General features: G+C 69.1%; 22 protein-coding genes and 1 tRNA gene. 11 read left to right on the plus strand and 12 right to left on the minus strand.

All coding sequences use genetic code 11. The annotated features are described in order from the left end of the window. The first annotated feature begins 270 nt into the window (after positions 1-270). The 5 genes from NBG84_RS40370 (at position 271) to NBG84_RS00900 (ending at position 3,544) form a co-directional block, all read left to right on the plus strand. A complete protein-coding gene (locus NBG84_RS40370) occupies positions 271-393 on the plus strand; it encodes a hypothetical protein (RefSeq protein ID WP_285366193.1) in 123 nt (40 codons plus the stop codon). A 77-nt stretch (positions 394-470) separates the two neighbouring features. Continuing rightward, a complete protein-coding gene (locus tag NBG84_RS00885) occupies positions 471-608 on the plus strand; it encodes a hypothetical protein (RefSeq protein ID WP_165289379.1) in 138 nt (45 codons plus the stop codon). Positions 609-622: 14 nt separating this feature from the next. Beyond that, complete coding sequence (locus tag NBG84_RS00890) at positions 623-1,807, plus strand: JmjC domain-containing protein (protein WP_250917240.1); 1,185 nt, start codon at positions 623-625, stop codon at positions 1,805-1,807. Further along, positions 1,804-2,709: an aldo/keto reductase gene (locus tag NBG84_RS00895; protein WP_250917241.1), complete on the plus strand. Its 906-nt coding sequence runs from the start codon at positions 1,804-1,806 to the stop codon at positions 2,707-2,709. The genes NBG84_RS00890 and NBG84_RS00895 overlap by 4 nt, the downstream gene beginning before the upstream one ends. Next, entirely contained in the window at positions 2,690-3,544 is an 855-nt protein-coding gene (locus NBG84_RS00900; RefSeq protein ID WP_250917242.1) for a hypothetical protein, read from the plus strand. The genes NBG84_RS00895 and NBG84_RS00900 overlap by 20 nt, the downstream gene beginning before the upstream one ends. A 68-nt stretch (positions 3,545-3,612) precedes the next feature. Here the strand turns inward: NBG84_RS00900 and NBG84_RS40960 are convergent, their stop codons facing one another. Next, positions 3,613-3,846 carry a helix-turn-helix domain-containing protein gene (locus NBG84_RS40960; RefSeq protein ID WP_250917243.1) on the minus strand — a complete coding sequence of 78 codons (234 nt, stop codon included), beginning with the start codon at positions 3,844-3,846 and terminating at the stop codon, positions 3,613-3,615. A 39-nt stretch (positions 3,847-3,885) separates the two neighbouring features. Here NBG84_RS40960 and NBG84_RS00910 point away from each other — a divergent pair, with 39 nt between their 5' ends. Then, entirely contained in the window at positions 3,886-5,127 is a 1,242-nt protein-coding gene (locus NBG84_RS00910; RefSeq protein WP_250917244.1) for a tyrosine-type recombinase/integrase, read from the plus strand. Positions 5,128-5,215: 88 nt separating this feature from the next. On the opposite strand, the gene NBG84_RS00915 is transcribed toward NBG84_RS00910, so the two are convergent. Continuing rightward, positions 5,216-5,303, minus strand: a tRNA-Leu gene (locus NBG84_RS00915). 189 nt (positions 5,304-5,492) lie between these two features. Here NBG84_RS00915 and NBG84_RS00920 point away from each other — a divergent pair. Next, complete coding sequence (locus tag NBG84_RS00920; RefSeq protein WP_250917245.1) at positions 5,493-6,842, plus strand: DUF2254 domain-containing protein; 1,350 nt, start codon at positions 5,493-5,495, stop codon at positions 6,840-6,842. A 133-nt stretch (positions 6,843-6,975) separates the two neighbouring features. Here NBG84_RS00920 and NBG84_RS00925 read toward each other — a convergent pair whose 3' ends face one another. Both NBG84_RS00925 and NBG84_RS00930 read right to left on the minus strand, forming a co-directional pair. After that, on the minus strand, positions 6,976-7,464 hold the full coding sequence (locus NBG84_RS00925) for an NUDIX hydrolase (protein ID WP_250917246.1): 489 nt from the start codon (positions 7,462-7,464) through the stop codon (positions 6,976-6,978). Between the two features lie 36 nt (positions 7,465-7,500). After that, positions 7,501-8,484 carry a beta-ketoacyl-ACP synthase III gene (locus NBG84_RS00930; RefSeq protein ID WP_250917247.1) on the minus strand — a complete coding sequence of 328 codons (984 nt, stop codon included), beginning with the start codon at positions 8,482-8,484 and terminating at the stop codon, positions 7,501-7,503. Between the two features lie 430 nt (positions 8,485-8,914). Between NBG84_RS00930 and fdhD the strand changes: the two genes are divergently transcribed. From fdhD to NBG84_RS00950, 4 genes are all read left to right on the plus strand, one after another. Beyond that, on the plus strand, positions 8,915-9,754 hold the full coding sequence (gene fdhD / locus NBG84_RS00935; protein ID WP_250917248.1) for a formate dehydrogenase accessory sulfurtransferase FdhD: 840 nt from the start codon (positions 8,915-8,917) through the stop codon (positions 9,752-9,754). Positions 9,755-10,220: 466 nt separating this feature from the next. Then, on the plus strand, positions 10,221-10,676 hold the full coding sequence (locus NBG84_RS00940; RefSeq protein WP_250917249.1) for a hypothetical protein: 456 nt from the start codon (positions 10,221-10,223) through the stop codon (positions 10,674-10,676). Between the two features lie 130 nt (positions 10,677-10,806). Further along, positions 10,807-12,321 carry a hypothetical protein gene (locus NBG84_RS00945; RefSeq protein ID WP_250917250.1) on the plus strand — a complete coding sequence of 505 codons (1,515 nt, stop codon included), beginning with the start codon at positions 10,807-10,809 and terminating at the stop codon, positions 12,319-12,321. Positions 12,322-12,349: 28 nt separating this feature from the next. After that, positions 12,350-12,694: a hypothetical protein gene (locus NBG84_RS00950; RefSeq protein ID WP_250917251.1), complete on the plus strand. Its 345-nt coding sequence runs from the start codon at positions 12,350-12,352 to the stop codon at positions 12,692-12,694. Positions 12,695-12,753: 59 nt separating this feature from the next. Here the strand turns inward: NBG84_RS00950 and NBG84_RS00955 are convergent, their stop codons facing one another. From NBG84_RS00955 to NBG84_RS00985, 8 genes are all read right to left on the minus strand, one after another. Next, positions 12,754-14,091, minus strand: coding sequence for a protein kinase domain-containing protein (locus NBG84_RS00955; RefSeq protein ID WP_250917252.1), 1,338 nt, complete (start codon positions 14,089-14,091; stop codon positions 12,754-12,756). Then, complete coding sequence (locus NBG84_RS00960) at positions 14,091-14,948, minus strand: PP2C family serine/threonine-protein phosphatase (protein ID WP_250917253.1); 858 nt, start codon at positions 14,946-14,948, stop codon at positions 14,091-14,093. The genes NBG84_RS00955 and NBG84_RS00960 overlap by 1 nt, the downstream gene beginning before the upstream one ends. Positions 14,949-14,950: 2 nt before the next feature. Beyond that, positions 14,951-15,622, minus strand: coding sequence for a vWA domain-containing protein (locus NBG84_RS00965; protein ID WP_250917314.1), 672 nt, complete (start codon positions 15,620-15,622; stop codon positions 14,951-14,953). 64 nt (positions 15,623-15,686) lie between these two features. Beyond that, the gene (locus tag NBG84_RS40380) at positions 15,687-15,821 is read right to left on the minus strand and encodes a hypothetical protein (RefSeq protein ID WP_285366197.1); all 135 of its coding nucleotides are present in this window, start codon (positions 15,819-15,821) and stop codon (positions 15,687-15,689) included. 58 nt (positions 15,822-15,879) lie between these two features. Next, the gene (locus NBG84_RS00970; protein WP_250917254.1) at positions 15,880-17,493 is read right to left on the minus strand and encodes a TRAFAC clade GTPase domain-containing protein; all 1,614 of its coding nucleotides are present in this window, start codon (positions 17,491-17,493) and stop codon (positions 15,880-15,882) included. Beyond that, positions 17,490-19,916, minus strand: a complete 2,427-nt coding sequence (locus tag NBG84_RS00975; protein ID WP_250917255.1) for a GTPase-associated protein 1-related protein — start codon at positions 19,914-19,916, stop codon at positions 17,490-17,492. The genes NBG84_RS00970 and NBG84_RS00975 overlap by 4 nt, the downstream gene beginning before the upstream one ends. Then, a complete protein-coding gene (locus tag NBG84_RS00980; RefSeq protein WP_250917256.1) occupies positions 19,913-21,142 on the minus strand; it encodes a TRAFAC clade GTPase domain-containing protein in 1,230 nt (409 codons plus the stop codon). The genes NBG84_RS00975 and NBG84_RS00980 overlap by 4 nt, the downstream gene beginning before the upstream one ends. Position 21,143: 1 nt before the next feature. After that, positions 21,144-23,417: a SaeA-related protein gene (locus tag NBG84_RS00985; RefSeq protein ID WP_250917257.1), complete on the minus strand. Its 2,274-nt coding sequence runs from the start codon at positions 23,415-23,417 to the stop codon at positions 21,144-21,146. Positions 23,418-23,621 lie beyond the last annotated feature (204 nt).

The following is a 23,621-nucleotide window of genomic DNA, read 5'->3' on the forward strand; positions in this document are numbered from 1 at the left end:
CATGGCAACGGAGAACGGCATGGCGCGTGATGGTCTCGGTTCCGCCCAGTCTCCGGGTCTTGGAGCTGACCGCCGCGTTCTCATGACCCTTCGGGTATCCCGCGACTCGGGTCGCACCTGGCAGCAGAGCACCAGCGTCCAGGAGGGTGACGCGTTCGTCATCCTGTCCGATCCGGGGCGATACCCGCCCTGCGGGTGTGCCCGCTGCACGGGCCACCAGCCGCTGTCCGCCACGTCGCTCCGCCCGGCTGACATCGAGCCGAGGACGGCGTGAGGTCTGGCTTACGCAACTGGGTACTGCGCCGCTTCGGTCGGTACGCAGGTCCGCTCTACCTGGCCATGATCCTCGGCGGCTCCGCCGTGTTCCTCGCCGGAGCCCGTGCGACGCGGTAGCTGCCTCGAAGGCTGCTGCCCTCCCGTTCCTCCCGCCGGATTCCCGGCGGGTGTTTCCGAGTAGAGAGGTAAGTCCGATGGTGGAAGAGAACACCGGTTCGGCGGCCCCCGAGGGGGGTGGCCTGCTCGTCGCGAAGCGGAAGATCGTCGCCGCCCGCACCCGCGCCGAGCAGGAGTCCGACGTCAGTAGCGGCCGTTCCGACGGCAACGACTAGCGGGGTTGCCCACGATGCTTGATGCAGCCTCGTGGGCGGGGCGTCTGGGCGGGGACACGTTCCTCGCCCAGACGTACCACCGCTCCTACGCGCACTTCCCCGGCACCGCCGAGACGGCGGGCCTGTTCTCCTGGGACGACCTCAACCGGATCATCGCCACGCAGCGACTGGAGCCGCCCCGGCTGCGCCTGTCGGCCGACGGCGAGATGGTCCCCCTTCACCGCTACGCGATCCCGACCACGAACCGCCGGGCGGTCACCTGGTCGCGCATTCAGCCGGCCGACTTCCACGCCCAGCTCAAGGACGGTGCGTCGCTGGTCCTCGATGCGGTCGAGAAGATCCACCTGGCGGTGAGTGCGGCTGCCGAAGGTCTTGAACGGTTCCTCGGCACGTCCGTGCAGGCCAACGCGTACGCGTCCTGGACGGATCGTGAGGGCTTCGGCCTGCACTGGGACGACCACGATGTCGTGGTGGTGCAGGTCCACGGCTCGAAGCGGTGGCGCTTGTACGGCTCCACCCGTGAGGCTCCGACTTTCCGGGACGTGGAGTCGCCGGAGAGGCCCGAGGGTGACCCGGTGGCGGACATCGTTCTCGCCCCCGGTGATGTGCTCTACCTACCGCGCGGTTGGTGGCACGCGGTCACGGCCGATCAAGGGACGGAGTCGCTTCACCTGACGTTCGGCATGGTCCCGCACACGGGCGCGGACCTCATGCTCTGGGTCGTGGATCAGCTCCGGTCATCCCTCGCGCTGCGCAAGGACATCCCGCGGTTCGCTTCCCTGGTGGAGCAGTCGGACTTCATCGAGGCCGTGCGCCGTGAGGTGCTGGACATGATGGCGGACCCCCGGTTGGTGGAACTGTGGGCGGAGTCCATCGACACGACCGACATGGGGCACGCGATTCCCTCGCTGCCCTACGTGGACGGGCTGCCCGCACGGCCGGAGATCACGGTCAAGCTGACCGCCCCTCGGGGCCGTCTGATGGCGAACTCCGCACACAGCACGGTCACGTTCTCGGCGGCCGGTACCGCCTGGGACTTCGCCGAGTCGGCCGCGCCCGTACTGGGCACGCTGCTGACCGGTCAGCCGACCACGCTCGGCGAGATGGCCCACTCCGCCGGACTGGCGATCAAGGACGTGGCCGAACTGGTCTCCGCCCTCATCGAGGGCCAGGCCGCAGTCGTGGGGACCGCGCTGTGACCGCCGCTCTCTCCCTGGGGACATACCGCGTGCGTGCCGTCGGTCAGGCGGCACGCACCGCCCTGGCTGCCGGTAGCCCCTGGGTGGACACGGCACCCAACTACGCCCATGGCCGGGCGCATGAGGAGCTGCGCCCGGTCCTTGGGGAGTACCCGAGCGTGCGGGTAGCTACGAAAACGGGGTTCTTCACGGAGGAGCAAGGCCGCACCGCCCTGGCGGAGTGCGCGCTCACCCGGGAAGAGACGGCCAGTCGGCACAGCCTTGAACCGGGCTTCGTTCGCTGGCAGACGGAGCGTTCATTGGCCACACTCGGCCGCGTGGACCTGGTGTTCGTGCACAACCCCGAGCACCACGGGCACGGCCTTGACCGTGCCGCTCTGCACTGGCGTGTACGGGAAGCCTTCACGGCGTTGGAAGAGTTCGCTCATGCGGGCAAGATCGGCGGGTACGGCGTCGCCACCTGGACGGGCCTGACCTCCGAAGCGTTCACGGTTCCCGAGTTGCTCGCGCTCGCCCGACAGGCCGCGGGCTCCGCCGAGCACCACTTCACGGGGTTGCAGATGCCCGTCAATCTGATCATGGATGACCTGATCAGGCAGGCACTCGACGGCGGCGGACCGCTGGTGCAGGCGAAGGACGCGGGGCTGATCACGTTCGGCTCCGCCCCTCTGCACGGCGGCGAACTGCTGGATGCCATGACACCCGAACTGGTGAACTTCATCCGCCCCGGTCTGTCGGCCGCAGCCGCTGCCCTGCTGGCTGCCGGATCGTGCCCCGGCCTCGATGTCGTCCTGACTTCCGCGAGCACCCGCGAACACTGGGACGATGCGGCGAAGGCTCTGACTGCGCCCCTGACGGCCGATGAACTGAGGAGGGTGACCGATGAACTCGCCTCCGAGTGAGGACGTACAGACCCTGATGGAGGCTGCCCACGAGCGGGCGGGCAAGGCACTGGGTCTCACGTGCGTGGGCCCGCCGACATGGGGGTTCCAAGGTGTCACCCTCGGGCGGCAGGCAGGGGACCGGTGGCTACGGGTAAGCCGGACCGCCAGGAGGAACGCGGGCAGGAAGCAGGGGGAGGGCATCGTGGGAGCCTCCCTGCTGGTGCCTGACGCGGTCCCGCGCCCGCGTCTGTACGAGGTGTACGACTGGACTGACGGCGAGTGGGCCTTCGAGGCCGAAGTCCTCGACTACCTGACGCACCCCGTGGTGTCCCCGGAGCGGGCCGCCCTAGATCGCGACCCAGGTTTGCCTGACGAGTGGTGGGCCAATCTGCGCCGAGCCCTGGCCACGCTCGCTGGGGCGGAGGGAGTGAAGGTCACTGTGCGGGACGGGTGGATCGAACGAGCCTTCCCCCAGTTCCTCGGCATCCCGGCCCCTGCCAAGGTGGAGCGGGCGACCGGTCACGGTGACCTGCACTGGGGCAACCTCACGACCATGCCCCTGACCCTGCTGGACTGGGAGCGGTGGGGCCTGGTGCCCTACGGCTACGACGCGGGTCTTCTCCACGCCAACAGCCTGCTCGTTCCCGACGTGGCGGACCGCATCCGGCTGGAGTTCGCTTCGGTCTTGGACACCCCAGCCGGCCGAGTCGGAGAACTCGCGGCCCTGGCAGAGATGCTGCAAGCCGTCGCCCGTGGCTGGTATCCGGAACTGGCCCCGCGCCTACTCGCTCGCGCGGAGTCACTCACGGGCGTTCGGCCTCCGGTCCCGGTGCACTCGGAGGTCAGCGCCTGACAGGCCTGTGCATGACAGCGGCCCCCGACGTGGTGCCGGGGGTCTGCCTGTGTCCGTGTGCGCCCGTCTCAGGCGCTCTCTCCAAGGTGGCGGTACAAGGTGGCACGACCGATTCCCAGGGCCTTAGCGATGGACGTGACGCTCTCTCCCTTACGGTGCCGGGCGCGAGCCACGGCTAGTTTGCCGTCGTCCACGACGGTCGGACGCCCACCGACGTTGCCCTTGCGGGCCGCAGCGTCCAGCCCTTCCAACGTCTTCTCCCGGATGCCTTCCCGCTCCACCTCGGCGCTCACGGCGAGCACGGCGAACACGATGGCACCCGCCCCGTTCGGGTCACTCCGGTGGAGATCCCGCGCACGGGCCGACCGAACACCTGGGGTGTACGTACGCCCCTGCACTTCAACCCGGCGACGGGCAAGAGGGAGCACTACTGGATAGGCCGGGACTACAGGAACAAGACCGAAGCGGAACGGGCGCTGCGCAAGTGGCACAGCGACCACGAGGCAGGCACCCTCACGCCCCGCTCCGACATGACCATGGGCCAGCTCATGGACGGGTGGCTTGCCAAGCATCGGGGCGAGGACACCACAAAGGAAGGGTACGAGCCGACGATCCGGCTGCACATCAAGCCGCACATAGGCAGGGAGAAGGTAGTGGAGGTGACGGACGAGCGGCTCGACGACCTGTACCGGCTCTTGGAGACCACGCCCATCGAGGCCAACGGCAACAAGCCGCTCGGGCCCAAGAGCGTCCGCCACATCCACAACATCGTGTCGGCCGCGCTCGACTCCGTGACCGGGCCGAGGAAGCTCCTTGCGGTCAACCCGGCCCACACGGCCAACCCACCCACGGAGCGGCAGATCAAGGCGGCGCAGCCGGACTTCCCGACCCTCAATGATCACGAGACGGGGCGGTTCCTGGCGGCCATCTGGAAGCCGCGCGGCAACCGGGCCTGTGACGACGGCCTGACCCACCACTGCCTTCGGGATGCCCCGCTGTGGACCTCGTACGCGGCGACCTCGTGCCGCCGTAGCGAAGTGCTGGGGTGGAGGTGGTCGCTCATTCACTGGGATGAGTGCGCCATCGAACTGGGCTGGGTCGTGGTGGAGGAAGGCAACACGTACCGACTACGGAAGCTGACCAAGGATGGAGACGACAACGCGATCATCTACGTAGACCAAGCCCTGATGAACGTCCTCAAGTGGCAGAAGGAACGCCAGGACGTGGAACGGGAACGGCTCGGGGATCTCTGGACGGACCATGACCTCGTGTTCGCCCGCGACGGCTTCAAGCTGTACCGGGGCGAGGCGGGTGGGCCACAGGACCCCGAGAAGGTGTCGGCCCGGTGGCGCACGGCGCGCAACCGCCTGCACCTGCCGGAGAACTTCCGGCTGCACGACTGGCGGGCGTCAAAGATCACGAACGATCTGGATGCCCACGAGAACCCGGTCGAGGTCTCGGCCAACGCCCGGCACCACTCGCCGGGCTACACCATGGCTCGGTACGGCAGGCGACGCGCCGAAGGAGCGAAGAAGCTGGCCGCTTCGAGCGCCAGCCGACTCGGCCTGTCATCCCTGGTCTGACCTGGGGAATCTCTGGGCCGTTGGTCACGTGGTTGGTCACGCCACAGCCTGGAAAAGCAAAAAACCCCACATGAAGTGGGGTCTCAGCTGGTGTCCGAGGGGGGACTTGAACCCCCACGCCCGTTAAAGGGCACTAGCACCTCAAGCTAGCGCGTCTGCCATTCCGCCACCCGGACTAGGTGACCACCGCGGTTTCCCGTGGCGACATGGACAACAATAGCAGGGGTTTGAGACCCCCCTCACCTGCATATCCCGTGGTCAGTGAGGTGTGGAGACCACCCTCGACCGGTGCGCGACACACGCACCCACCCCGCATCGCACAATGTGTCCCCTTCATTGCGCTGAGTGACGCTACCTTCGTCTGTGTGACGGTTCGCAGCTATCGACGGCCCCGCCCGCTCTCACCGCTGCGGGAGCATCTGAGGGACACCCTCTGGTTCGCCCCCACCACCGGACTGGTCTGCGTCTTTCTTCTGTGGTGGGGGGCGTCCGCGGTCGATGCCGAGATCGTGAGGCATCTGCAGGACGAGCGAGCCTACGAGGAGCTCCGCTCCCTGATGTCGATCACCGAGGACGCCAAGACGATCGTGACCACGATCAGCTCGGCCATGATGACGTTCGTCGGCGTCGTCTTCAGCATCTCGCTCGTCGCCGTGCAGATGGCCAGTGGACAGCTCACCCCCCGGGTGGTGCGGATCTTCGTACGCAGCCGGATCAGCAAGCTCACCCTGACGGTCTTCCTCGCCACCTTTCTGTTCTCCCTGCTCGTCCTGACCTCCTACGAGAGCGTCGTCGATCCACGGCGGATCTCCTCCGTACCGGTGGTCCAGAGCCTGCTGACCATGGCACTCGTCGCCTTGAGCCTGCTGCTCTTCATCGCGTATGTGTCGTCGACTCTGCGGCTGATGCAGGTGGGGCCGGTGGTGGATCGGATTACGCGAGAGGCGATGCATGCCCTGACGCGCCAGCCCACGGGTGAGGGGACGCCGGTGGAGTTGCCGGTGGAGTCGGTGCGCATTCCCTATCGGGGGCGGGCCGGGGTGCTGCGCGATGTCAATGTGACCGCGCTCGTCAGAAAGGCCAGGCGGCAAGGGGTCGTCCTGCGGTTGATCCCTCGCATCGGAGACTTCGTGGTTCCGGGCACCCCGATGCTCGCCGTGCACGGAGAGCCGGACGCGCCGTTGCGCGTGGCGTCCTTCGCCGTCCATGTCGGGACCGAGCGGACGTTCCATCAGGACATCGGGTTCGGGCTGCGGCAACTCTCGGACATCGCTCTTCGAGCGCTCTCCCCGGCGGTGCACGATCCCACGACGGCCGTGCAGTGTGTGGACCGGATCGTGCAGGTGCTTTCGGCGCTGGTGAACGAGCCGCTCGGGGCCATCCACCACCGGGACGCCAAGGGTGCGGTGCGACTCGAACAGGACGTGCCGACTTGGGAGGACCTCGTTGATCTGGGGTTGGCGGAGATCCGCGAGGCCGCGGCGGACACCCCGCAGGTCACCCGGCGTCTGATGGCCGCGATCGATGATCTGCTCCTGCTGGCGACGCAGGGGCCACCGTCGTCGTGGAGTCAGAGCGGGCGGATGTCCACCGAGGACCGTCGTACACCACTGCTGCGCCATCGAACCCTGCTGGTGCAGTCGGTGGTGCGGGCGGTACCCGAGGCCGCGGAGCGGGAGTTCGCGTTGCTGCCCAATCGTCAGGGCATCGGCTGAGGCGCGCTGTTGGGCTGTACCGGGATTCGGTATGCCGGGGCCGCCCGTCAACGCCTCAGAGCTGGCCGGGGAGTTGCCATCCAGGCGCCAAGCCCCCTGCCCATGGGCCCGAGCGACATCAGGGGAGGGCCGTTCAGTCCCGTCGGGCCGACAGAAGCTCTTCGAGCCGGTCCAGAAAGATCAGTTGGCCCGGTACGAGCCTGGAGCGGGCCTTGTCGATCCCGGTCCACTCGATCTGGTCGATCTCGGGGAACTCGACCCGGCGCCCCGATCGCGGTGGCCACTCCATGGTGAAGGTGCCGGGCACAAAGAGCGCGGTATCAAGATCGGCCTCCATCGCCCAGATGGTGTTGATCTTTCCACTGGGCTGCCGGGCCTCACCGAGCGGCAGCCAGACGCCGTCCGGCGGAGGGAATCCCAGCTCCTCCTCGAACTCTCGACGGGCCGCCGCCATGGGTTCCTCGTCAGGGGTGTACTCCCCCTTCGGCGTCGACCACGCCTCGCCGTCCTGGTTCTGCCAGAACGGTCCCCCCATATGCCCGATGAGGACCTCTACGGGGAGACCCGTACTCCGATCGGGGATGCGAAACAGGAGCAGTCCCGCGCTTCTCTTGGTCGCCATACCATCCAGTCTGCCGGATAACGCCGTTATGTCTGGTCAGGGGCAGCGGATGATCTGCCCCGCGTACGACAGGTTGCCACCGAAGCCGAAGAGCAGCACCGGGTCCCCGGTGGAGATCTCGCCACGTTCGACCAGCTTGGCCAGGGCCATCGGGATGGATGCGGCCGAAGTGTTGCCGGACTCGATGACATCACGGGCGATCACGGCGTTCACCGCACCGATCTTCTGTGCGAAGGGCTCGATGATCCGCAGATTCGCCTGATGGAGCACGACGGCGGCCAGCTCATCGGGCCGCACCCCACCGCGTTCGCAGACCTTCCGGGCGATGGGCGGCAACTGGGTCGTGGCCCAGCGGTAGACGGACTGCCCTTCCTGGGCGAACCGGGGTGGGGTGCCCTCGATCCGTACGGCGTTGCCCATCGAGGGAACCGAACCCCACAGCACGGGGCCGATGCCCGGGGTCCGCTCCTGCTCGCCGCCGCGGGCGTTGACCGGTTCGAATCCCACCGGGTCGGCTTCGACGACCGCCGCGCCGGCGCCATCACCCATGAGGACGCAGGTGGTGCGATCGGTCCAGTCGGTGATGGCGGTCATCTTGTCCGCCCCGATCACCAGGACCCGTTCGGCGGCGCCGGCCCGTACCGCGTGGTCCGCGGTGGCCAGGGCGTGGGTGAAGCCGGCGCAGACGACGTTGAGGTCCATCACCGCGGGCGATTCCATGCCCAGCCGGGCAGCCACTCGCGCCGCCATGTTCGGCGATCGGTCGATAGCGGTGGATGTCGCGACGAGGACCAGCCCGATGTCCTGCGGGGTGAGACCGGCCGCGGCGATCGCCTTGGCGCCGGCATGCGCCGCCAGCTCATCGACGGGCTCGTCGTCCCCTGCCCGATGGCGCTTCTCGATGCCCACCCGCGTACGGATCCACTCGTCGCTGGTGTCGACCAGGGCCGCGATGTCCTCATTTGTGAGCACGGTGGCGGGCTGGTAGTGCCCTAGGGCGGTGATACGTGAACCGGTCATCTGCGATCCCCTCCATGCGGGCAGTGGAAGACCCAAGTCTTGGCTGCTACCAACCGGTACGAAGGCAGGTGATCCAACAGGATTAGACCCCCTGAATTTGGAGCTTCCCGAGGGATTGCGAAGCGAGCTTGAGTGTTCGACGGTCGGAGGCAGCCCTCAGAGTGTTGCAAACGACCCGAGGACCATGGGGCAGACGTGACCCGCGTCTCTCAAGCCGCCGGTCCGTCGTAGCTGAAGCAAAGCGAGTCGGCGCCCCTCCCACGCATCCGAGCCCCGTCCGGCCAGCCCTCCCTCACCATCGGGCCCCCGATGCGGGAGAATGGGGTTCAGCGGGGCCGGGGCACACCCCGCGGAGCAGCAGCCACAGCGTCGTTCAGCGCCCGCGCTGCCTCGACCTTCCCCGGAAACAGCTGAAGGAGAAGGGATACGTATGGGACGGGCCACCGAGCTTCGCCGCACCCTCCGCATCAGGGATGGAGTGGTGTCCAGCCGTCCCGACACCCTGGTCGGCGAAGAGCCGCTGGAGATCCGACTCAATGGCAAGCCGCTCGCCATCACCATGCGCACCCCGGGGGATGACTTTGCTCTCGCAACGGGATTTCTCGTCAGCGAAGGGGTGATCGGTACCGCGGAGGAGTTGCGGTCCATCACCTACTGCGCTGGGGCGACTGCGGACGGTGTGAATACGTACAACGTCGTAGATGTACAGCTCGCACCCGACGTCACGGTTCCGGACATCAGTCTGGAACGCCATGTGTACACCACGTCGTCCTGCGGTCTCTGTGGCAAAGCGAGCCTGGACGCCGTGCGTACGACCACCCGCTTCCCGATCGCCGACACTCCTCCGGTCCGGGTGACGCCCCAGCTGCTCGCCGCGCTCCCCGACCGGCTGCGAGCGGCTCAACGCGTGTTCGACCGGACCGGGGGGCTCCATGCCGCGGCCCTGTTCTCGGAGGAGGGCGAGCTACTCGACCTACGGGAGGACGTGGGTCGGCACAACGCGGTCGACAAGCTGATCGGCCGGGCGCTGCAGAATGGTGGGCTCCCGCTCTCGCGGGCGGTTCTGCTGGTCTCGGGCCGTGCGTCGTTCGAGTTGGCGCAGAAGGCCGTGATGGCCGGCCTACCCGTGCTCGCCGCGGTCTCGGCGCCTTCGTCACTCGCCGTGGACCTGGCAGCGGAGTCGGGGCTCACGCTCGTCGGCTTCCTCCGCGGTGGCAATATGAACGTCTACGCGGGCGAGGAGCGCATAGTCCTTGACGGCATGGTCTGATCGGCCCTGCTCGCTCAGACGCTTTGCTCAGGAGCCGCGTTGGCCGGGTCCACAGCGCCTTGTTCCCAGCCTTTCAAACGGACTCCGGCCCCGAGGCGGGAGGAGTCACGCGCAAGCCGACTGACAGGCCCGGGGCCCGTTCGTTGCGGCAGTCGCCCCGATCGCACTCGTCGAACTGTCGGCACGGCTGCTTCGAGCCGCCCGCGCGCGATCGGGGCGATGCGCACCTTGGCGGTGGAGCCTCGGTCGAGCCGCGTGGTCGGAGGCCGTGCATCGCTCACAGCGCTAGGGTCACCGGGGTGATCAGACTGCGTAGCGGCGTCGTTGCCGTGCTCCTCGCACCGCCCCTGGCTCTCTCCCCCTGGGAGCCCCGTCCGCCCTCTCCGCTGAGTTGACCGATGCGGCGAACCCCGCTGATCGGCGCCCTGCCCGGATTGAACTACCCCGCCCGACCGGTCCGCACGGCGTGGGGCTTTCCGAACTGGCCCTGACCGACGTCGGACGCCCCGACCCCTGGCTTCCCGCCGCGGGAGACCGGAAGATCCTGGTCTCCCTCTACTATCCGGCGCGCAAAGGGTCGGGAGTGCCCGCCTCCCAGCCGTACTTGACGGCTGACGAAGCCCGGCAACTGCTGGCGAAGACCAGTTTCGGTGTGCCCGTTCCCCCGGGAAGCGAGGCACTGCTGAGTGCCACGCGAACTCATGCGCGCGACCGCGCGGTTCCGGCGCGGGGTCGATTCCCGCTGGTGGTGATCTCCCCCGGGCTCGACCGGCCGAGGGCGACCATGCCCCTCCTCGCCGAGGAGCTGGCGAGCCGTGGGTATGTCGTGGCGTTCTTTGATCAGCATCTGAAGGGCCGCCCCCAGCCACTGCTGGACGGGCCCTCTCCGGGCAACCCGGAGGTCGTCTTCATCCGGTCCTGATGTCCTCTGACGGCATGGCGCCACCGGAGCGGCGGGCCCCCTCCGGGACAGCGGTCACCGCCGCGTCTGAGCGGCGGACAACCGCGCGGTTTCTGCTTAGGCTAAGACTGGCATCACCGGAGGGGGACCCATGACGCCACGCACCCTGCCACCCCTGCCACAGTATCGAGACGACGCAGTCACTCGGCAGCTCAGTGCCCACACCCATCTCGATGAGAACTTCGCGCAGGAGGTACTGGACGAGTTCACCGCGGACCGCCTGAAGGCGATCGGGTTGCCGTTGGGCATCAATCTGGTGGCACTCGTACGCCATGCCCACGCCGCTCAGCGGCGCAGAAGGCTCCGGGACATCCAACTGTCGCTGGTGCTCCTGATGATGGTGGCCGCCCTGTTGGCCGCGGTGGTCTCGTTGTCCGAAGGTGCCCAGAACTCGGCTGTGGTGTTCGCCGGCGGCGCGGTCCTCGCCGTGCTCATCGGGGCGGCGGTCGTCCAGCACGCTCTGCGCTCCGCCTGGCGTGCGGCCCGTGAGGTCTACCGGGGCCAGGATCGTCCGCAGGACCTCGCACCCGCCGTGGAGAAGGAGGTCGAGGATCGGCTGCGGGCACTGCGCCGGGCCAATGTCGTTCCCTACGACGCACGGGCCGAGGCGGACAATCCCTTCGTCGGCAGCGGCGACCAGATCAAGGAAGACGTCTGGCCCAGCATCGACGTGGGTCGGCCCGATGACGCGCCAACCGGCGGCAAGCTCACCATCATCCCGTTCGACACCGTTGACCTCCATGCCTATATGGCCCGGGAGATGGGCGGCATCGCCGGTCTGAGCGGACTGCGGACGCGCAACCGCCTGTATGTACGAGGGCTGCATGTGCACTCGCTGGGTCCGGACCTCCTGCCCGATCCGCTGAAGCGTCCGCTACCGAGGATCGATGAACGACTCGTGCAGTCCGGTGTGCTGCAGGAGGGCGGCGGGATGCGCACCTATCTCAGCCTTGAGGTGGTGGGCAAGGGCGGCAAGTTCGTGGTGTCCATGCATCTACGGGCCCGCCGCACCGTGAACCGGCTCTCCTGGCAGGTGGCGGCCTATGTGCTGCCACCGGTGCAGGAGCGCTTCGACCATGTGGCCTATATCCCACTCGGTGGTTTCGAGGAGTGGTGGGAGCTGTTCAAGGCGACGGGGAGGGGCCTGCGGTGGATGCTGTTCGGCGCACCGGGCCGCATTCGGCGTCGAGGGGCGGCACAGACACGGCGAACCAAGCAGCTGCGCAGGATCCGTCGCGATATCTCCAAGCACCGAGTCGGCTACGACTACGGGGCCACGGACAGCCTGCGGGAGCGGGCCGCCTGCCAGGTGGACGACATGGACTTCGACGAACGCATGGACGCGCTGGATGTGCTGCAAAGGCTCCAGCAGGGCGTGCTGGTGGCCACGGAGAAGTTCCTGAAGGATCACAACATCGACACCAGTGACTTCGACCGCGCCCAGCGTGTGATCAACAACCAGACGTACAACATCGGCAGTGTCAGCGGCGGACAGAACCAGTTCGGTAACCAGGGAATCAACAGCAACGTCCCGCAGGCCGGCGGGCAAGGCAACCAGCAGGCACAGCCTCCGGCCCAGCCGGCGGGCGGGGCCAGGACGACATGAGTCGGCGTGGGCGATCTCGGGGAGAGCGATGAACACGTACAACATCGGCAGTGTGAGTGGCGGTCAGAACCAGTTCGGTGACCACGGGGTCAATGTGAGCGGCGGTGGCCGGGCGCAGATCAACCATGGTGCCTCGCCGGCGGAGGCCATTCGTCTCGCCGGGGAGCTGGTGCGGCGGTTGCGGCAGGACCAGCCCGCGTTGGTGGGTCAGGCCGAACTGCTGGAGGGGGAGCTCGTCAGCGCGCAGCGGGAGGGCCGCGAGGTCGACCAGGGGCGGGTGCGTCGCTGGTTGGAGGCCATTTCGGCGGGCGCGGGCGCGGCGGGTGGAGCACTGGCACTGGCCCAGGCACTGGGTGGCGCGATCGGACTGTAGAGCCCACTGGGCGTGGGGCGCCGTCGGCCGGGGTGAGCCCGGCCGGCGGCGCGGTGGCGTCAGGTCGCGCTCACCACTGCCCGGGCTGACGATCCCAGCTGAATCTCCAGACCGGCGCGCAGGGGAACGCTCTGACCAGGGGCTACCTGTTGGTCGGTGCCGTCCGCCCTGCGGGTCGTCCAGTTCTCCTGCGACCGGTTGGTGAGCCCGTACTTGCCCGGCTTCTGCGGGTGTTCCACCAGTTCGGCGACGAGGGAGGCACTGTCGTAGCGGTGGCGTGCCGGTTCCGCGTGGAGATGGTGTGCGTACACCTTGGCTGCCCGGCGCAGCCGTAGGTTCCGCTCGACCTTCGGCCGCAGGGTGGTGACGAGGAGCCGGGGCGGTAGGACCAGGACGCGGTTGCAGGACCAGCAGATGCCTGGGGTCGCCGACCGGGGTTCTGTCATGTTCTGCCGTCCGCATCCGGCACAGACGACGATGGTGTCCCGCACCTCGCTCAGGGCGTGGCGCCACTGGGTTTCCCGGACCCTGCGGGTGCCGTCGTGGAGTCCTTCGGTGAAGTTCTGGGTGAAGAGCTTCTGCAGGATGGGGGGTGCCGCTGCCCAGGTGGCGAGGACGGTGCCGTGTTCCACGGGGTCGGGGCGGTTGCTGTCGCTGACCGGGTCGAAGACGAACATCGGGCGTTTTCCGTAGAGCCGCTTCTCGGCTGCCTCATCGAGGCAGCGGATCTCCAACTCGGCTCGGCCCTTGAGCGGATGGTGGTTCATCAGCAGCATGAAGAGCAGCACGGAGAGGGAGTGGAGGTCGGTCTGGGTGCCGGGGACGGCCGCGGGGTCGCCGCGCACCAGTTCGGGGGCCATGAATTCCATGGTTCCGGAGATGCCGGTGCTGTCTCCCTCGCTGACGGCGTTGTCGTTGTCGCAGACGAGGATGTCGCCGTTGTCCGGGTCGAAGAAGATGTTGCCCCAGGAGATGTCCCGGTAGGCGATGCCGCGTGAGTGCAGTGCCTGGTAGGCCTCGACCATATTGAGCCCCGCGGTGATCAGCGCCAGCGGGCTGGTCCTCAGCTGTCGTCGAAAGAGCGCGGGCAGTCCCTTGAACCGGTCGGGTCGGATGTCCATCAGATAGCCGAAGCCGCCGTGTTTGCCGCCGGTGACAAAGGCGTGCGGCCACAGGAACCGGTCGTCGTCGAAGTCCCGGCCGACCAGTCCTTCGACGATGGATCGCTGCTCGGGGGTGGCGCAGGCCGGGTAGTACCACTTGAGGGCTTTGTCGTCGGTGGGTGTCTTCACCCGGTAGACCTCGCCCTGACCGCCCGCGCCCAGCATTCCGGCGACGGATACCTCGTCCCCGGTGTCCGTGGTGAGTTGGGCTCCGTTGTCGAGCATCCCGGACATCAGTCCTCCGTTTCCATGGGTGCGGGGGCGGGCCGCTTGAGGGAGGCGACGACCGCCGTGGTGTCGTCACCGGAGTAGCTCCCGGCCCGGCCGAGCCATCCTGGGAGAGCGTCACCGACGGCGGCCAGGCCCTCGGTGTTGATGCGCTGGTCCAGTTCCCGGACGAAGCGGATGAAGCCGTCGCGGGCCGCGAAGCTGTTGGAGAGTCCGTCGGTGGAGAGGGTCACCAGGCGGGGTAGCCGGGCGGGGTCGCTGATGGGCGCCCAGTGGACCCGTACCAGGTCCCAGGCTTGTCGGCTGCACATGGACTCGGTCTCGTCGCCGAGCTCGGCCTGCTCCGGGGTGAGTGGCTGGGCAACGGTGCCGTCGGGGTGGACGACCATGAGATCGCCGTCGCCGAGCTGCCAGGCCACGAACAGTCCCTCGGTGAGTACGGCACCGATGAGTGTGGTGCCGTGGGCGCGCAGCAGGGCGGGCCCGGTGCGGTGCTCCTCACCGTCGGCCGGGGTGTGCCGGTCGACGACCCAGTCCTGCCAGATGCGTACCAGTTCACGGGGCATCCGGTCATGGGCGTCGGCCCACAGTCGCCGCAGCCCGCCGCCGGCACCATCGCCGGCGGCGCGGGCCCGGGTGGCGAACTGTGCGGCGCAGAGTTTGAACACGTCGACGGCATAGCGTGCGCCGAGGTGGCTGAGTGGATGTGCCGCCGAGCCATGGCCGTCGGCGACGGCCAGTAGCAGCGCGCCGTCGGGGGTGTACTCGACGTCGCTCCAGTCCTGGTTGCGTGCTTTGGCGGGACCCTGGACGCTGTGGTGCCGGGTGTCCCACGGCTGTGCTGGGTTGTCAGGCTGTGGCACGCTCACCACACATCGTCGTCATCGTCGTCGTCGAGCGCGGGGGGCGCGTAGGCCGGAGCGAGCTGTTTGGCTCCTCCGGGGGTGCCGCCCGCGACGGGTTGCGAGGCGGCTTTGACGGCGGCGGTGGACGCCCAGCGGATCGCGGCGGCGAGCTGCTTGGGGCTGTTGGCGTCGAGGACTTGCAGTTCGGGGTTGGCGAGGAACTCCTGCAACACACCGCGATCGGCGTCCGCTCCGATACCGATGGCCACGCGTACGGCCTTCTTTCCCCAAGGGGTGGCGTCAATGGCGCGAAGGCCGTCTCGCCATTCATCGAGGGGTTGGCCGTCGGAGACCAGTGCGAGTACGGGTTTGAGGGCGCGCTGGGGCATGGGCGGTGTCTCCAACTCGCGGGCGACGGCGTAGAGCGCGTCGCCGAGGTTGGTGCCGCCGTCGACCTGGACGTCCTGCCAGGTGAAGCTCTCCACCGGGGTGGGGTTGGCGATATGCCAGTTGGCGGTGGAGGAGAACGTCAGCACCCGGAGCAGCAGTTGCGCCGCGGGGTTGTCGTGCGCGACGGACTGCATCTCCGGAATGGCCTCGCGGATGGCGTAGTTGAGCTGCCCGATCTTCTCGCCCATCATCGAGTACGAGACGTCGAGAATCCAGATGAAATGGACCGGCCGGTTCTCCATCGGGCCGCCGGGAATGTCACTCACTCCATGTCCTCCTGTTCGCCGCTGCGGTGCGGAATCGCCCTCACCGGGGCATGACCCGAGTCAGCAGCAGTCCCACTGTCAACAGAACTCCGGCCGTCACCGCGACGACCGCGGTGATGAACAGGCCGAGTACGACACGCCTGGCGCGTGCCGTGTGGTCGGGTACGTAACTCATCGTCCACTCCCCCGAGTTCTGCTGCTGAACTCGACCCTAGTCCGGTCGAGGGGTCGCGTCATCGCTTTCCCGCCTCACTGGTGAGCAGGGGGTTCACGGGGAGCCCGGTGCGGGAGAGAAGCCAGAGCACTGGCTCGGCGGCGCGTCTGCTCTCGCCGTCGAGGGCGCCCGCTCCGGTGGCGGCGTGGGCGCTGACGGCCCAGTAGCGGGTGCGGCCGAAGTCGTGTTCGAGGCTCTGCACCAGGTCGCCCAGGCCTATCGCGGTCAACCAGTCGTCGATCCGGGCGCCGGGTACCGGCAGTGAGGTCAGCTGGTCCAGTACATCGCGTTTGGTGACGACGGTGGCGACGGGGGTTCTGGCCCGGCGTCCGGACAGGGCGGTGAACTCGCCGGCGAGCCGGTCGTAGGTGTCCTTGGGCCCTTCGGGTGAGGGCCGGGCGTCGACGGCACGTGGGGCGTCACGGCCGTTGAGTCGGCGGCGCACCTCGGGTTCGGCCAGCGCGTCGGCGACCAGCACCACACCATCGGCATGGGCTAGGTACTGCTGTTCGCGGACGATGACGGAGTCCCCGAAGGTCTCCCCCATCGGGTCGTAGAGGTACAGCAGCCGTCGGGAGCGCCCCCGGGTGATCTGGAGCATCATGGCCCGGGGTTGCTGTACCGCCGTCTGGTGCACCCAGCCGTCCCGGTCCAACTGGCCCTTGATGCGGTTGACCTCGCGCCGGTCGTCTTCGGTGGCGTAGGTGACGGACAGCTGTCCGCGGTCGGACCAGGAGCGCAGACCGGCGAACATGGCGGCCATCAGCATGGTCTTGCCGGATGAGGTGCCGCCCACGATGGGGATGTGGACGATACGGGTGGTGCCGAACGCCCGGGGCAGGGGCAGGTCGCAGTGCGGGCAGTAGGCGGGGATGGTGTGCCGGCCGAGCAGCGCGCTGGTGCGCAGCCGTTCGCCGCACTGGCAGACCCGGCGGAAGACACCGAAGCGTCCGGCGCGCAGCCGTTGGTGGACCGCCGAGCAACGCGGGCAGTGGTACACGGGTAGGGCGATGGGTTGGTAGCACCCCGGGTAGGGACACTTCAGGTGGATGCGCCGGCCCCACTGGGCGAGCAGGTCCAGCCCACGCAGGATGAGTGAGGCGGTGGCTAACGCGGCGCAGACCATGCCGATCAGGAGGCCGAAGACCACGGTGACCAGGCAGAGGAAGGCGGCGGCCACCGTGGTCCCGACCATGACTCCGGCTCCGTAGCCCGGGCCGGTGAGCGTCAGGGCCACTGAGGTGATGGCACCCTCGGGACGGCCTGAGCGGTGACCGAGGGGGGTGGACGGGCGTCGGCCGCGGAGCAGGTTGCGTGCGGTGGTGCCCAGCCAGCGGGTGATGAGCAGGGTGTGCAGGACCGTGGTTGCTGCCTTGACCCAACTCTTCGCATCGGCGCGGAGTTGGCGGGTCCAGTAGGAGTGCTGGGCTGGTTCGCCGCTGGCGATGGGCACGATGCGGGGGTCGTGGGCACCGCTGGTGAGGGGTCCGATCCGCTTGCCCTGGGCGCCGATGGTCCGGATGACCGCGGTGGGAAGGGCGTACAGCGCGACACAGAGGCTGACGGCCAGGGTGTAGACGGCCCAGATCGTGAGGGGGTAGGAGAGCCAGGGGTTGATCGACCAGGGGTTCATCGGCGGCGTTCCTCACCGGGTGGGGTGGTGCCGTGGCCGGTCGGGTCGGTTGCCTTGCGGCCGAGGAGCCGGCCGCCGATCCGTGCGATGCGGCCCGGTCTGTTCCACTCCTGGAAGTCGACGGCCCAACGGCCGCCGGGGCGTTCCAGTTCACTGACGATCTGTGCGACGGCCTCGGGCGGCAGGCGCCGGACGATCGGCCGCAGCACATCGGTGAGCAGCATGGTGCGGGTCTTCTCCCAGCTGGGGTTGAGGCTGCGTCCGCTGTTCCAGTGGATGAAGCAGGTGGCGAGGTACTGGGGTGAGACCCGCAGCCGATCACGGATGGTGTCGCTGGCGGCGACGTTCTGATAGGCGGTGAGCAGGGTGGGTTGCCCGGAGCGGGCGAGGTGTTCCAGTTCGCCTTGCGGTGGCTGGCTGGCGAGGAGTCGCTCGGCGATGACGGTACCCGCGCGTTCGGCGATGGTCTCCTCGACGGGGTCGGCGGTCCGGCAGAGGATGACGGTCTGCTCGGTGAAGCCGGGGGCCGCTGTGCCGTCCGCGATCCGCCCGGTGAGGGCGAGGAGGGAGAGGGCGCTGCGGGTGCGGGGCTCAAGGGGGCGGATGGCGTAGTAGAGCAGGTCCGCGGCGAGTTGGGGGGCGTCGGGGTCACTCATGGCCGCGGTCAGGGCGGCGCGGGTGGCGTGCTCTTCGATGCCGGAGGGGTCGAGCCAGTCGGGGGGCAGTTGGTTGACCAGTAGCCGGGCGTGGGCGGGAGTGAGGGGCCTCTCGCGCCAGACGAGCCGGTAGGCGGTGCGCAGGATGGTGGGCCGGCCGCGGTGTTCGGGTCCCGCTTCGGCGATGAGGGCGTGGAAGACCTGGACCGGGTCATCGCTGTCTCGCCAGTGGACCGCGCCCAGCCGTAGATGGGGGGTGGGGGTGAGGTCGGCGTCGGGGAGGGCGGCACGGACGACGGCGGCGAGGGCGGTGGGGTCGCCGGTTTCGGCCGCTCGGTCCAGAGTGGCGAGTACGGCGGTGCGGACGCTGGGGTAGCGGCCGAGTGCGGCGGTGATGGCGGCCGGGTCCTCGGTAGGCGCGTCGATCGGTGCGCTGGCTGTTCCCTGCGGCCTCAGAGCGACTGTTCCTGGGGGGCCGTGCTTGGTCAGTAGTGCGGCGGTAGCCCGCTCGGCCAGTACGGGGAGGGCTTCGGTGGTCGCGACGGAGAGGGTGTCCGCGAGATCGAGCAGGGCCAGCACCAGGTCCAGCGGGTACCCCTCGACATCGGCGAGTGCGGTGCGTAGATCGTCCTTGAGCGTGGCGAGGGCGGGATGACCGGTGACATGGGCGAGTTGGTCGGCGAGAGGGGCGAGTGCGAGCCACTCCGCGGGGGTACGGCCACCGCCGCCCTGGGCGATGGTGATGAGCAGGGGGCCCCAGAAGTCGGCCTCCCGACCTCGGCCGTTGCGGTGCGCCCAGCGGGCCGCGGCGGCTCGCCCCGCCGAGTCGAGCGCCACGCACTCGGCGGTGGCGATGGCGGCGAGCCGAGCCGGGTCGAAGGGGCCCTCGGCGGCCCGCTCGGCGGGTAGGGCCTGCACCGCGGCGAACAGATGGGGCAGTCCGGACGCCCAGACCCGGGCGGCGACCGCGGCCCAGAGGTGCTCGCCCGTGGTCGTACCGGTGGTGGAGTCGGCGTCGTGCACCCGGTAGCGGTGGTCGCTGCCGCCGAGTTGCCCGGCACCGGCTTCGGGGCGGATGCCGACGATCTGCTGGGTCGCCTGGAGGGGGCGGCGCGTGTACGAGGTGAAGGTGAGCCGTGCCGCGAGCTCCCGTGGGAGCGCCGCACTGGCGAGGGCGACCCACTGCATGATGTCGTGCGGTTCGGGTTCGGCGACGATCAACTGGGGGGCGTCGGAGGTGAGGAAGAGGGCGCGTACGTCGGCGAGGAAGGCGGGCAGCCGATCGGATTGGGCGACGGCGAACGCGGTGAGACGGTTGCGGTCCAGTGATCGGCCCGGGAGGAGTTCGGGCAGCGGGTCCGGCCTGCCGCTCTCGGGTGTGGCGGCGGACCAGGAGGGGGATCGCCACAGCTCGACGGGGAGCAGTCCGCCGGGTACGGCACTGCCGTTGGGAAGCCAGACGACATGGGCGTGGAAGTTTCCGTAGCGGCCGCTGTAGTCGGCTCCGGTGTAGACGCTGTGGCACAGCAGTCGGCTGCCGTCGGAGAGGGTGCTGTGGGTGAACGCCACCGGGAACGAGTTCAGTTCGGCCCGGCTGGGCCGGCTGGGTGCGTCCGGCGGGGGCTCGTAGCCGACCAGTTGTTCGATCTCGCGCAGCAGGTTGGCGGGCACCGTCTCGCTCACCGCGGTGAAGCGGAAGCCGGAGCCATCGGGACCGGGGGCGGCGGATGTGTAGTGCAGTTGGGGCAGGGCGGTGGGCCTGTTCACGCGCCTCCTCCCTTGGCCTTGCGCACGTTCACCAGTCCGCGTCGGACGAGCAGCCAGAGCAGGGGGTCCTCCACCCGGATGGGTTGTGGCCCGGATTTGGGCGCGTCGGCCGGGGCGGTGGCGGGTGGTGGGGCGCCGAGCGAGGAGAGGCCGAAGTAGGAGACATCGGCGAAGTCGCGGTCGAGTCTGCGGTACAGCTCGCCGCCGTCCCAGCCGTCGAGGAGGGAGCGCACCTCCTCGTGTACGGCGATGCGTCCGGTGTCGTCGAAGGCTCCGCCTTCGTGACGGGCGTTGTGGAGCAGCGGTGATTGCGGCTGGAGCAGGGGGCGGAGCATGTCGGTCTTGGTGAGGGCGACGGCCAGGGGGGTGCTCACCTTGCCGCGGGCACCGCGTCTGCCGTGGCCGCGCAACTGCCCGGCGATGTCGGCGGCGATCTGCTGGGGGGATGTCTCGATCGGTGGGAGCGGTGGTCCTTCTCCCGGTGGGAGTTCCTGCCGTACGGAGGGGAGTTGCAGGGGGTCGACGAGGAGGATGATCCCGTCGGCGGCGGCGAGGTAGTCGGTGTAGCGGTCGAGGGCGGCGGCGTCGCCGAGGTCCTCGCCGGCGGCGTCGAAGAAGACGAGGGCCGTGTGTCTGCTGCCGTCGCCGAACCGTGAGGTGCTGGGCAGGCTGAGTCGGTAGAGCAGTGGGTCGTTGAATCCGAGCGCGGCGGGGCGGGTGGCGCCGGGGAGATGCAGCCGGTCGTACAGCTCGGCCGCCATCTCCTTGTCCCGGCGCTGGGTGTCGCTGCCCATGGCGGCGAGTGCGCCCTTGTAGTCTCTGCCGACCCGGTGGCGGAGTTCGTTGACGAGCACGGAGACATAGGTGGACTTGCCGGTGGCCTTGGCGCCGACGAGGGCGATGATGCGGCTGTCCTGGTCGCAGTAGTCGCTGGGGAGATCGCTGTGGCAGGAGGCGCAGACCCGTACGGGGGTGAGGACTCCGCAGTCGGGGCAGGCGACCCTGCTGCGGACCGGGCCGAGGTTGCGCCGGCCGTCGAAGACGGGACCGCGCATACGGGCCTGGGGGCCTATGAGATTGCCCTTGAACTCGGCCCAGGTGTCGTCCCGTTGGGGTGTACAGGGCTGCCGCCCGCCGCGAAGGCCGGTCCGGGTCATCAGACAGCGGTAGCGGAGTCGGGAGGCTGCTCCACGGGCGAAGCAGTAGGGACAGATGACGGTTGTCACGTCAGCGCACCACCAAGCGTTCGTGCGGGGGTTCTTTCAATCGTGTGCAGTCCGCGCGGGGCCCAAGCAGGAAGGCGCGGAGCGTGTAAGGGGGGCTTTCGCCGGTGTCCGCGAGATCGATGTCGCGGTGAACGGGTTCGCCCCGGCCGATCTCGGCGCCGCTGAGCCGTAGCACGGTGGAGCCGTCGGCGGGGTTGCGGGGGCGCGGGGCGGGTTGCTTCCTGGTGCCGCCGGCGCGGGCGACCAGCACGAAGTCCGGTAGGTCGGCGGCGGTCTGGTCTTGGTGGTGGGGATGGTTGGGGTATTCGGCGTGCAGCACGAGGCGCCGGCGGCTGCCGGCCAACCAACCGGGTTTGACCAGGTCATAGGAGATGGCCAGATAGGCGGGGAGCTCGACGGCGGCGGTGGTTCTGGCCGGGATCACCACATCGGCCTCGGCGAGGACGACGGGTTCGGCCCGGAAGCGGGCCGCGGCGGTGCCGATGTCCAACCGGAGTCCTCCCCTGGTCAGATAGGCGGACTTGGTGACGGTCCGTTCGTGGCCCTGTCCGTACTGCTCCCAGCTGACCAGGACACGGCCGGCGTCGCCGGGCCAGTCGAAGGTGAGGTGGGCCTGGTCGGGTGCTTCCCTGCGGACGGTCAGGTTCTCCACCGCCGCGGGCAGTTCGATACGGACGGAAGGGCCGATGCGGGCCCGTCCGTGCAGGACGCTCACCGCGGTCAGCCGGGCCCGGGTGCCCCGCGGCGGCCGTAGCTCCACACCTCGGTGGTTGACGGGAGTGTGGTCGAAGGCGCTCTGGGTCGGGAGGTCGTCGGCCAGCAGGTCGGTGCCCTCGGCGGGGGCGTAGGTCGGCAGATCCAGCAATCTGACCTCGGCCCCTTGACCGCCGCGCCAAACGGCGTGGATGGACCCGGGATCCGCGCCGGGGGTGATGTCGAGCGCGGTCACCGCTTCGGGCCAGGTGTGTACGGTCGCGAGGAGGGTGACACCGGGCGAGAGGGTGTCCTGGCCGGCTGCCGTGCGGTAGCGGCAGCGAACCAGGTAGCGGTGGTCGCCCGGAGCGACTCCTTCGTCGGTGAACCCGTCGAGCCCTGCCGCGACGCCCTGCCCACCGGGGTGGCGCTCGACATCGACCTCACGGGCGCCGGGCGGTGCCTGCCACTGGCCGGTGACACGGGAGCGGGCGTCGGTGAGCCGCGGCTCGATGACTTCGGGGGCGAAGAGTACGGGAGCGCTCCGCAGGGGCAGTTCGGACACCCTGGGGTCATCGGGGCCCTCCAGCGGCAGAACGGCGTAGTGGTGGCGTTCGCCGAGGGGTGCGGTGGTGTCGGTGAAGGTGGTCGCGGCGGTGGCCGGAGTGAGTTCGGTCCATCGTCCATCGCGCCCGCGCAGCACTCGGTAGGGGCCATCGCCGCGTGCGGTCCACTCCAGTCGAACGGAGTCGGGCGCGACCCTGGTGCTGATCTCCGTGTTGCCGGTGGCGGACCGTAACAGAGCCTTGGTCGCGACGGGTTCATCGACGGCGGTACGGGCGGCACGCAGCCGCAGGGCGGCGGCGGCGGCCCGGTCCCCGGCTTGCTCCAGCCGATCAGCCTGGGCCAAGGAGGCGGTGAGCCCGGCGCGACGGCGGGCGATGCGCCGGAACAGGGCGTCGAGGCGCTGGTCCCCGCCGGTGTCGCCGATACGGCTCGCGTAGGTGTGGGCCCGGCGTAGCTGTCCCGAGTGCCAGGCGTCCAGGATGCGCTCCGCGCCTTCCCTTGCTTCGGCGGTGCGCACCGGGCGCTGTCGGGCGGCCATCGCGAGGGCTTCGCACTCGTCCGGGTCGACCCCGAGCTCCCGGGCGGCTTCGCGAACACAGCCGCGGGGGTCCTGGTGGAGGAGTGCGGTGAGTTCGTAGAGGGCGATCCGGCGCAGCCCCATGGGGTCGGACTCCAGGACCCGGTCGTAGCGGGCGAAGAGCGAGGTGACCGCGCGCCGGTCGACACCGGGGAGTAGGAGCCAGGCGGCTTTGGTGTCGGCGAGGTGACGGCGGTTCACCGTGCGCCAGTGCCGGCCCCGGCCGGGCACCTGGAGCCCGTCGAGGACGCGAAAGCGTATGGACGGTCTGGGGGTGTCGGGGAAGAGGGCGTCTGCCGCATGCCGAAGGCGCAGTCCGCGCTGCTGGGTGAAGAGTTCACCGGCTCGGGGGACGAGGGGGGACGCGGGCAGCGGCGGGACGGCTGCGGGCAGTCCCAGCAGGTGCCCGAAGTGCTGCGGCATCAGTCCGTCCCCCACGTCACGATCCGTGCCCATATCTCAGCAGATCGCGATCATCGGCGGTAGCCGTTTACCTCAAGCATTCGGTGACAAAGTCGGGTTGCGTCCGATAAGGGGGTGATCTCGATGGGGCAGTGGCCACACAGTGGTGAGCAGGAGGAACCGGAGCCGTCAGGGTGCGGGCTGGGATCGCTGCCCGCAGGTCGGTTCCGCGGGCCGCTG

The sequence above is a fragment of the Streptomyces albipurpureus genome (assembly GCF_023701525.1).
Lineage (GTDB): Bacteria > Actinomycetota > Actinomycetes > Streptomycetales > Streptomycetaceae > Streptomyces > Streptomyces albipurpureus.